Here is a 6,150-nt window from a genome sequence, read left to right as displayed (position 1 = left end):
GCCTCGATGCAAATCGAGGCGCCCCGCTCCGGGTTCACGCGTACGAGGGCCGACGGACCGTCAGACCTCCACCACCACAGGCAGGATCATCGGCCTGCGGCGATAGGTGTCCGAGACCCACTTGCCGAGGGTCCGCCGCACCAGCTGCTGCATCTGGTGAGGCTCGACCACGCCGTCCTGAGCCGAGCGCTCCAGGACCTCCGTGATCCTCGGGAGCACGTCTGCGAACGCCGAGTCCTCGATACCCGAGCCACGGGCCTGCACGTGCGGGCCGCCCGTGATCTTCCCGGTCGACGAGTCGATGACCACGAAGACCGAGATGATGCCCTCGTCGCCGAGGATCTTGCGGTCCTTCAGGGCCGGCTCGCCGACGTCGCCGACCGACAGGCCGTCGACGTACACGTAACCCGCCTGGACCTTGCCCGAGATCTTGGCCTTGCCCTCGATCAGGTCGACGGCCACGCCGTCCTCGGCGATGACGATCCGGTCGTGCGGGACACCGGTCAGGGCGCCCAGCTCGGCGTTGGCGCGCAGGTGGCGCCATTCGCCGTGGACCGGCATCAGGTTTCTGGGCCGGCAGATGTTGTAGAAGTAGAGCAGTTCGCCGGCCGAGGCGTGGCCCGAGACGTGGACCTTCGCGTTGCCCTTGTGGACGACGTTCGCGCCCCAGCGGGTCAGGCCGTTGATGACGCGGTAGACCGCGTTCTCGTTGCCCGGGATCAACGACGACGCCAGGATCACCGTGTCGCCCTGGACGATGCGGATCTGGTGGTCGCGGTTCGCCATGCGGGACAGGGCTGCCATCGGTTCGCCCTGGGAACCCGTGCAGACCAGGACGACCTCGTGGTCCGGCAGGTCGTCGAGTGTCTTGACGTCGACCACCAGGCCCGGCGGCACCTTCAGGTAGCCCAGATCCCGTGCGATGCCCATGTTGCGGACCATCGAGCGGCCGACGAAGGCGACCCGGCGGCCGTACTCGTGAGCCGCGTCCAGGATCTGCTGGATGCGGTGGACGTGGCTGGCGAAGCTGGCCACGATGATCCGCTTGCGGGCGCTCGCGAAGACCTGCCGCAGGACGTTGGAGATGTCCCGTTCGTGCGGGGTGAAGCCGGGGACCTCGGCGTTCGTGGAGTCGGAGAGAAGAAGGTCGATGCCCTCCTCGCTCAGACGCGCGAACGCATGGAGGTCCGTGAGGCGGTTGTCCAGCGGGAGCTGGTCCATCTTGAAGTCGCCGGTGTGGACCACCATGCCGGCGGGCGTGCGGATTGCCACCGCCAGGGCGTCGGGGATGGAGTGGTTGACCGCGACGAACTCGCAGTTGAAGGGGCCGATGCGCTCGCGGTGCCCCTCCGCCACCTCGAGGGTGTACGGGCGGATGCGGTGCTCCTGGAGCTTGGCCTCGATGAGGGCGAGGGTCAGCTTGGAGCCGATCAGCGGGATGTCCGGCTTCTCGCGCAGGAGGTAGGGGACTCCGCCGATGTGGTCCTCGTGGCCGTGCGTGAGGACGATGCCCTCGATGTCGTCGAGGCGGTCCCTGACGGACGAGAAGTCCGGCAGGATCAGGTCGATTCCGGGCTGCTCCTCCTCGGGGAAGAGCACTCCGCAATCGACGATCAGCAGGCGGCCTCCGTACTCGAAGACCGTCATGTTCCGGCCGATCTCGCCGAGGCCGCCGAGTGGCGTGACCCGCAGGCCGCCTTCGGGGAGCGGCGGGGGCGGGCCGAGTTCAGGATGCGGATGACTCAAAAGACTCTCCTCAACCACACGCGCCACGTACCGGTGGGCACGTGGCGCGCATGACGTTCGTGCAGAAGCAGTTGTCGTTGGGGACGCAGGCACCGGTGGCCTGCTTATTCAGTTGTGAAGTCTGGTGGCGCGACGTGCGCGAAGTCTGTTGCTAGAGCTGTACCCCGCCTGCGGCAAGATCGATCTTGAGCTGCTCGATCTCCTCGGGCGTGAGCCCGACCATGGGGGCGCGCAGCGGTCCGGCGGGCAGGCCCTGGAGGGCGAGCGCCGCCTTCGTCGTCATGACGCCCTGGGTGCGGAACATGCCGGTGTAGACCGGGAGCAGCTTCTGGTGGATCTCGGTGGCCTTCTGGACGTCGCCGGAGACGAACGCCTCGACCAGGGCGCGCAGGTCCGGGGTGACCACGTGGCCGACGACCGAGACGAAGCCGACCGCGCCGACCGAGAGCAACGGCAGGTTCAGCATGTCGTCGCCGGAGTACCAGGCGAGGCCGGAGCGGGCGATGGCCCAGCTGGCCCGGCCGAGGTCGCCCTTGGCGTCCTTGTTGGCGGCGATCCGCGGGTGCTCGGCGAGCCGGACGAGCGTCTCGGTGTTGATCGGGACGCCGCTGCGGCCGGGGATGTCGTAGAGCATGACCGGGAGCTCGGCGGCGTCGGCGATGGCCTTGAAGTGGCGGTACAGGCCCTCCTGCGGGGGCTTGTTGTAGTACGGCGTCACGACCAGGAGGCCGTGTGCGCCCACCTTCTCCGCTGCGCGGGCCAGCTCGATGCTGTGGTGGGTGTCGTTGGTGCCGACGCCGGCGACGACGTGGGCGCGGTCGCCGACGGCCTCCAGGACGGCCCGTACGAGATCCGATTTCTCCGCGTCACTGGTGGTGGGGGACTCGCCGGTGGTGCCGTTGATGATCAGGCCGTCGTTGCCTGCGTCCACCAGGTGGGCGGCGAGCCGCTGCGCGCCGTCGAGGTCGAGTGCGCCGTCCGCCGTGAAGGGCGTGACCATGGCGGTGAGGACCCGCCCGAAGGGGGTCTGCGGAGTGGAGGTCGGAGCCATGGGTAACACGCTACTCGTTGCTCAGGGCGGGGTCTGCCCTCGGGGCAGGCGACAAGTCGTGACAAGGATGGAGCCCGGCACTGCCTGCTCGGGGGTTCAAGCAGTGCCGGGTCCGTTTGATCAGGCTAGATGAACTTCCCCAAATGCCGCAATACGGACACTTCGCGAGGCTGATCCGTACATCTGTGCCCGAGGGGAGAACGGAGGTGCGTTACGGCGCCACACGGCCGTTCGCATTGAAGGCGGCGTAGGTGAGCGGCATGAGCCTGGCCCACTCGGCCTCCATCTTCTCACCGACCATCTCGATCTCCCGCTGCGGGAAGGACGGGACCTTCGCCGACTCGTGCTGGGTGCGCAGGCCGAGGAAGTGCATCAGCGAGCGGGCGTTGCAGGTGGCGTACATCGAGGAGAACAGGCCGACCGGGAGGACCGCGCGGGCGACCTCACGGGCGACGCCGGCGGCGAGCATTTCCTGGTAGGCCTCGTACGCCTGCCGGTACGAGTCCTCCATGACGCGGCCGACCAGCTCCTGCTGGGCCTGGGTGCCCTCGACGAAGACGTACTTGCCGGGGCGGCCCTCCTGGACGAGCTTGCGGGCGGCGTCGGGGACGTAGAAAACGGGCTGGAGCTCGCGGTAGCGGCCGCTCTCCTCGTTGTACGACCAGCCCACGCGGTGCCGCATGAACTCGCGGAAGACGAAGATCGGGGCGCTGATGAAGAAGGTCATCGAGTTGTGCTCGAAGGGGCTGCCGTGCCGGTCCCGCATCAGGTAGTTGATCAGGCCCTTGGAGCGCTCGGGGTCCTTGTTCAGCTCGTCCAGGGACTGCTCGCCGAGGGTCGAGACGCGGGCGGCGAAGAGCACGTCGGCGTCGGACGCGGTGTGCTTGACCAGCTCGACGGTGACGTCGCTGCGGAAGCTCGGCTTGAGGGCGTCGGCGGGGGTGTCGGTCACGGCTCGGAGGGTCCTTCCCATTACTTCTCTCGGGCGGCGCCCACTCTACGGCCCGGCACTGACATCGGGGCGTTCGGTGCCGGGACGCGACATCTTCGGCGAACTTCTGCGAATTCGGGGAAACTGGGCACCTTTTGGGGCACTCGCTCGTCTGTGTTGGTGACATCGATTCGTTCGAGTCCTGAAAGGAGAAGCACCCCATGTTGCGTCGGCGCGAGCCCGTACCGTTCGCCTTCCTCGCCGAAGCCGACAGGTTCCGCAGCAATGTCACTCCCCCACCCCGTGAGCGGGCGTCCCTGAGTCAGATAGCCGGGCGCTGGCTCCTGGGGCTCACGATCGTCGCCGCGCTCGTGGGTTCCCTGGTTCTGGGGATGCCGGCGCTCTCACCCGACCAGTCGTCCGCGCAGACACAGCAGTCCCAGGCGTCCGAGGGGCGCTGAGCCGGGTCTGACTCCATCCGGACCCCGAGAGTGGTGAGCGGGGACACGGGTCGATAACCTCACCGGGCACAGCCCACGCATGGATTGAGTGAGGACCAGCCGTGCCCCTGCCCTTCCTGACGGCCGACCGCGCTTTCGAGGCAGCCGACGACGTCGCGCTGCCCTTCGACGACCGCGACCGCTGGCGGCGCCCCTACCGGCCCGGCCCGTGGCGCGTGGGCGTGGCCGCCATCCTGCTGCTGCTCGCCTCGTACGTGCTGTTCGCGGCGGTCATCATCGCGCTGACGGGCTCGGTGTCCGAGGCCGGTGTGGTCTTCTGCATCGCTCTGGCCGTCATCGCGGGCGCCCTGCGGCTGCTGCGGATGGGCGTCTGGGTCAGCGCCCGCGGGCTGCGCCAGGTCGGGTTTCTGCTCACGCGTACGGTGCCCTGGGAGCGGGTCGTAACCGTGCGGACGGTGCAGCAGCCGGTGCGCTGGCTCGGACTGCCGCGCACGGTTCAGGGGCAGGCACTGCTCCTCGTACGGCAGGATCGGGCCGCGGACGACGTGCCGGCGCTGCTGACCACGCACAACGCGGACTTCCTGGCGCGTCCCGGCTCCTTCGACCGGGCCGCGGACTCGGTCGAGGCCTGGGCCGCGGAGTACGGGCGGGGCTGACGTCCAGCCACGCGAAGGGGCCGGTCCGCACCGCGTGCGGACCGGCCCCTTCGGCGTACGGCGGTAGCGGTCAGGCGGCCTGGACCGGCTTGTCGTCGTGCAGAGCGATGGCCCTTTGCATCGCCTTGCGGGCCCGCGGGGTGTCGCGGGCGTCGTGATAGGCGACGGCGAGGCGGAACCAGCTGCGCCAGTCGTCGGGCGCCGCCTCCGTCTCGGCCTTGCGCTTGGCGAAGACCTCGTCGGCCGATGCGCGGTCGATACGGCCGCTGGGGGTTCGCTTCAGCTCGTCGACGGGCAGGCCGCCCTCGGAGTCGAGTTCGGCGGCGAGCTGGTTGGCCTTGCGGGCGAACTGGGTGTTCTTCCACAGGAACCACAGGCCGATCACCGGCAGGATCAGCACCGCGACCCCGAAGGTGACGGTGAGGAGCGTGCCGGACTGGATGAGCATGACGCCGCGGCTGCCGACCAGGACGAAGTAGAAGACCAGGACGGCGGCCGTTATGGCGTAGGAGAGCTTCGCGCGCATGGGTGTCGGGGCTCAGTTCAGGTCGAGGAAGTGTTCCAGACCGAAGGTCAGGCCCGGGGTCGTGACCACGCGGCGGGCGCCCAACAGGATGCCCGGCATGAAGCTGCTGTGGTGGAGGGAGTCGTGCCGGACGGTGAGGGTCTCGCCCTCGCCGCCGAGGAGGACCTCCTGGTGGGCGAGCAGGCCGCGCAGGCGGACGGCGTGGACGGGGATCCCGTCGACGCTGGCGCCTCGCGCGCCGTCCAGGGCCGTCACCGTGGCGTCCGGCGCCGGGGCGGTGCCGGCTTCACGACGGGCCTCGGCGATGAGCTGGGCGGTGCGGGTGGCGGTGCCGGACGGGGCGTCCACCTTGTTCGGGTGGTGCAGTTCGACGACCTCGACAGACTCGAAGTAGGGCGCGGCGATCTGCGCGAACTTCATGGTCAGGACGGCCCCGATGGAGAAGTTGGGCGCGATGAGCACACCCGTCTCCGGGGACCGGGCGAGCCAGTCCTTCAGCTGCGCGAGGCGCTCGTCGGTCCAGCCCGTCGTACCGACGACCGCGTGGATGCCATGCCGTACGCAGTAGTCGAGGTGGTCCATCACCGAGGCCGGCGTGGTCAGTTCGACGGCGACCTGGGCGCCGGTCTCGGCCAGCGTCTCCAGCTTGTCGCCCCGGCCCAGGGCGGCGACGAGCTCCATGTCCTCGGCGGCCTCGACCGCCCGTACCGCCTCGGAGCCGATCCGGCCCTTGGCGCCGAGGACCGCCACGCGCAGCTTGCTCATGTCCTTGCTTCCTT

Annotated in this window: 7 protein-coding genes; 2 read left to right on the top strand and 5 right to left on the bottom strand. The window is 69.2% G+C overall.

Annotation, left to right across the window (positions count from 1 at the left end):
* Positions 1 to 60 precede the first annotated feature (60 nt).
* The 3 genes from ABT063_RS09970 to thyX form a co-directional block, all read right to left on the bottom strand.
* Positions 61 to 1,746: a ribonuclease J gene (locus ABT063_RS09970; RefSeq protein WP_351056704.1), complete on the bottom strand. Its 1,686-nt coding sequence runs from the start codon at positions 1,744 to 1,746 to the stop codon at positions 61 to 63.
* A gap of 151 nt (positions 1,747 to 1,897) precedes the next feature.
* On the bottom strand, positions 1,898 to 2,797 hold the full coding sequence (gene dapA, locus ABT063_RS09965; protein ID WP_351056703.1) for a 4-hydroxy-tetrahydrodipicolinate synthase: 900 nt from the start codon (positions 2,795 to 2,797) through the stop codon (positions 1,898 to 1,900).
* 211 nt (positions 2,798 to 3,008) lie between these two features.
* Positions 3,009 to 3,749 (bottom strand): FAD-dependent thymidylate synthase, encoded by a 741-nt coding sequence (gene thyX / locus ABT063_RS09960; protein WP_351056702.1) that lies wholly within the window; start codon positions 3,747 to 3,749, stop codon positions 3,009 to 3,011.
* A 200-nt stretch (positions 3,750 to 3,949) separates the two neighbouring features.
* On the opposite strand from thyX, the gene ABT063_RS09955 reads away from it, so the two are divergent.
* Positions 3,950 to 4,189, top strand: a complete 240-nt coding sequence (locus ABT063_RS09955; protein WP_351056701.1) for a hypothetical protein — start codon at positions 3,950 to 3,952, stop codon at positions 4,187 to 4,189.
* Between the two features lie 101 nt (positions 4,190 to 4,290).
* Entirely contained in the window at positions 4,291 to 4,845 is a 555-nt protein-coding gene (locus ABT063_RS09950; RefSeq protein ID WP_351056700.1) for an SCO5741 family PH domain-containing membrane protein, read from the top strand.
* A gap of 70 nt (positions 4,846 to 4,915) precedes the next feature.
* On the opposite strand, the gene ABT063_RS09945 is transcribed toward ABT063_RS09950, so the two are convergent.
* Positions 4,916 to 5,371, bottom strand: a complete 456-nt coding sequence (locus ABT063_RS09945; protein ID WP_351056699.1) for a tetratricopeptide repeat protein — start codon at positions 5,369 to 5,371, stop codon at positions 4,916 to 4,918.
* A 12-nt stretch (positions 5,372 to 5,383) separates the two neighbouring features.
* Positions 5,384 to 6,136: a 4-hydroxy-tetrahydrodipicolinate reductase gene (gene dapB / locus ABT063_RS09940; protein WP_351056697.1), complete on the bottom strand. Its 753-nt coding sequence runs from the start codon at positions 6,134 to 6,136 to the stop codon at positions 5,384 to 5,386.
* Positions 6,137 to 6,150 lie beyond the last annotated feature (14 nt).

The organism is Streptomyces sp. NPDC002838, assembly GCF_040295365.1.
Taxonomy (GTDB): domain Bacteria; phylum Actinomycetota; class Actinomycetes; order Streptomycetales; family Streptomycetaceae; genus Streptomyces.
This window is presented reverse-complemented; position numbering and strand designations above follow the sequence as displayed.

Bases quoted from the DNA above. Each gene is read 5' to 3' on its own strand.
- dapA (WP_351056703.1), bottom strand. From the start codon at position 2,797: ATGGCTCCGACCTCCACTCCGCAGACCCCCTTCGGGCGGGTCCTCACC.
- ABT063_RS09955 (WP_351056701.1), top strand. From the start codon at position 3,950: ATGTTGCGTCGGCGCGAGCCCGTACCGTTCGCCTTCCTCGCCGAAGCC.
- dapB (WP_351056697.1), bottom strand. From the start codon at position 6,136: ATGAGCAAGCTGCGCGTGGCGGTCCTCGGCGCCAAGGGCCGGATCGGC.
- ABT063_RS09945 (WP_351056699.1), bottom strand. From the start codon at position 5,371: ATGCGCGCGAAGCTCTCCTACGCCATAACGGCCGCCGTCCTGGTCTTC.